Source organism: Streptomyces sp. NPDC058289 (assembly GCF_042880975.1).
Classification (GTDB): Bacteria; Actinomycetota; Actinomycetes; order Streptomycetales; family Streptomycetaceae; genus Streptomyces; species Streptomyces stoeckheimensis.
The window spans coordinates 1-2,437 of the sequence record NZ_JBHVYI010000198.1 but is presented as its reverse complement, the minus strand read 5'-3'; the positions used below and the strand labels follow the sequence as shown (position 1 = coordinate 2,437).

Below are 2,437 nucleotides of genomic sequence, written 5' to 3'. Positions count from 1 at the left end.
CGCTTCCCGTTCGAACTGACCAAGAGCGGCGTCCTGGAATCGATGAAGGGCATCAAGCCCGAGGAGATCGTCGGCGACTCCGTGATCATCGGCCGTCGCGTCTACCCCGTGAAGCAGGTCGGCCAGGTCCTCACCCGCCAGGATCGCCGCGACTTCAGCGTCGGTGAAGTCCTGCGGGCCATGACCCAGCTCGGCTTCACCTGCCGCGGCAGCCTTCCCCAAACCGCCGTGGCCACGCGCATGATCAGCCCCCTTCAGCGGGCCTCCGCGATGCTCGGGACCCCCGTGACCGCCTGACGGGTGGGCCAGCCACGAGCCGCACCCGAACAGCGAACAGGGCCCGACCGGCACACACAGGTCGGGCCCTCCCGCGTACCCAAAGGGAAGCGCAGATGGGTAGCCAGGAGCAAGGTCAGGTCAGACCCGTCCTCGCCACTGGCCGGTGGCCGTGCCGCGGTCTTCGATGAAGTGCTTGAAGCGTTTGAGGTCGCCCTTGACCTGACGGTCGACGAAGCCGAGCTTGTCGCCGATGTTCTCCGCCATGCCCTCGGGGTCGAAGTCCATCATCAGCGTGACCTGTGTGTGGGTGGGATCGATGGGATGGAACGTCACCAATCCCGACTGCTCGCTCTCGCCTCCGACGGTCACCCAGGCCACCTTGGTATCGGGGATCTGCTCGGTGATCTCGGCGTCGAACTCCCGCTCGACACCGGAGACCTTCGTGACCCAGTGCGTGAGTGTGTCCGTGCGTTGCTCGATCCGCTCCACACCACCCATGAACTGCGGGAACGACTCGAACTGTGTCCACTGGTCGTACGCGGTCCGGACGGGGACGTCTACCTCGATGGATTCCTTGACCTGCGACATGCGGTCCTCCTGGTTGTGTCTTGGTGGGCGGGCTGGTGCGGGTGCGTCCGGCCCGGGCAGAGCACGTCATCGATGCCCGTCGCGGTCTCGCCTGCCCCGAGGCGTCAGCCGGCATTCCCCGAAGGGGCGGTCCTGCTCCACCGTTCGGTTGACAGCGCTCGCGTGCCAAACCGCCCCCACAAAGCTGCTTGCGGAGTGACGGACGCGCTGAGAGGCAGGCACCTGTGAGGGCGGGACGGGGCCGTCAAGGCGGAGGACAGTGCGGGGGCATGACAGGACCCGGCCGGTGTGATGGTGACTAGGCCTCCGGCCGGGTCCTGCGTGTGTGGACGCGAGGGCTCTGTGCTCAGAGCTCGTCGTCGAGGATCTGGTCCTGGTCGCGCTCGCGCTTCATTTCGTCCTGGCCGCGGCGCTTGAGTTCCTCAGGGCTCTTGCCCCGGGTGCTTTCCTGGCCGGCGCCGGGGTGTACGGGGTCCTGGCCGGAGCGCATACGCTCCTGCTCCTCGCGGCTCTTGCCCGGCTCCTGGTGCTTGTCCTGCTTACCGCCCATGTCGGCGACTCCTCTGATGCGGGGTGGAAGGTTCTTCCCTGCCAACCTGACACGTAAAGTGACAGATCGCATCATTTAGTAACCGGCTGGTGCGGTCCTTGCCACGGCGCCTGACCACAGGGGCCGTCGTCGCAGCAGAGCGACAGCGGGGCCGCCACCCTGACCGGGTGGCGACCCCGCCGCCCACGGCGCCGACGGGCGACGCGTGGGGTGCTCACTCCCTGACGGAGTCCGGCTCACGGGGACGAGGGTTCGCGCCACATGGAACGTTGTCGGCCTTGCTCGACTCCGATGGGCGGGTTGCCCGAGCCTGTCGCAGTCGGCGAGCTGCTGGCCCGGGCGGACGCCTGAGCGTACGAGTGGGAGTGCGCCGTACCGGTCATCGACCGGTGGGCCGGCCGGACTTCAGTCGGGATGCCTCGATCTCGGCCCAGACGGCCTTGCCGTTCTCATGTGCGTGCGTGCCCCAACGGTCGGACAAGCGCTCCACGATGTACAGGCCGTGGCCGCCCGGGATGCCGAGCCGCGGGGCCGGGTGGCGGCTGGGCAGTGTGGTCGTGCCGTCGTAGACCTCGATGCGCAGGGTTTCCCCGGCCGTGAGCACGAGCTCGTGGCAGCCGTCCGCGTGCAGGGAGGCGTTGGTCAGCAGCTCGGATACGAGGAGCAGGGTGTCCTCGGCGGTTTCCGTTCCGTCCCAGCCCCAGTCGCGCAGGGCCTCGCGCGTGAAGTCGCGGCCTTTGGCGACGGCGCCGCGGACACCCGTCAGGGCGAGCCTGCGGCGTTGTCCTCCCGTGGGAAGCCCTGCGTTCAACGGATCACCCGTTTCCGGTCCGATGGTCTCCACCGATGTCTTGCACCCCCACGTTGGTACTGGTCCGTGCTCTCTGGCCCGCCTCGTGACAGTCTAGGTGGCCGCCGTTCTCACGGCGTTGCCATGTGGAGTCGCAGCGTGAAGTCGTCGTCCACGGCGCGGATCTCGACCAGATCGCAGAGCTGGTGGATCATCCACAGGCCGCGGCC

4 protein-coding genes and 1 pseudogene are annotated in these 2,437 nt (G+C 68.0%); 1 reads left to right on the top strand and 4 read right to left on the bottom strand.

The window, feature by feature from the left end; all coding sequences use genetic code 11:
* The coding region (locus ACFVX6_RS40780; protein WP_389699638.1) for an SCO5918 family protein at positions 1-297 on the top strand (297 nt) is incomplete at its 5' end.
* A 120-nt stretch (positions 298-417) separates the two neighbouring features.
* On the opposite strand, the gene ACFVX6_RS40775 is transcribed toward ACFVX6_RS40780, so the two are convergent.
* From ACFVX6_RS40775 to ACFVX6_RS40760, 4 genes and pseudogenes are all read right to left on the bottom strand, one after another.
* Positions 418-867, bottom strand: coding sequence for an SRPBCC family protein (locus tag ACFVX6_RS40775; protein ID WP_389699637.1), 450 nt, complete (start codon positions 865-867; stop codon positions 418-420).
* A 346-nt stretch (positions 868-1,213) separates the two neighbouring features.
* Positions 1,214-1,417 carry a hypothetical protein gene (locus ACFVX6_RS40770; protein ID WP_389699636.1) on the bottom strand — a complete coding sequence of 68 codons (204 nt, stop codon included), beginning with the start codon at positions 1,415-1,417 and terminating at the stop codon, positions 1,214-1,216.
* A 379-nt stretch (positions 1,418-1,796) separates the two neighbouring features.
* Positions 1,797-2,228: an ATP-binding protein gene (locus tag ACFVX6_RS40765; RefSeq protein WP_389699635.1), complete on the bottom strand. Its 432-nt coding sequence runs from the start codon at positions 2,226-2,228 to the stop codon at positions 1,797-1,799.
* A gap of 110 nt (positions 2,229-2,338) precedes the next feature.
* A pseudogene (locus ACFVX6_RS40760) lies at positions 2,339-2,437 on the bottom strand (sensor histidine kinase); the annotation flags it as partial.

Coding starts and splice junctions, on each gene's coding strand:
- ACFVX6_RS40770 (WP_389699636.1), bottom strand. CDS start 1,417: ATGGGCGGTAAGCAGGACAAGCACCAGGAGCCGGGCAAGAGCCGCGAG.
- ACFVX6_RS40775 (WP_389699637.1), bottom strand. CDS start 867: ATGTCGCAGGTCAAGGAATCCATCGAGGTAGACGTCCCCGTCCGGACC.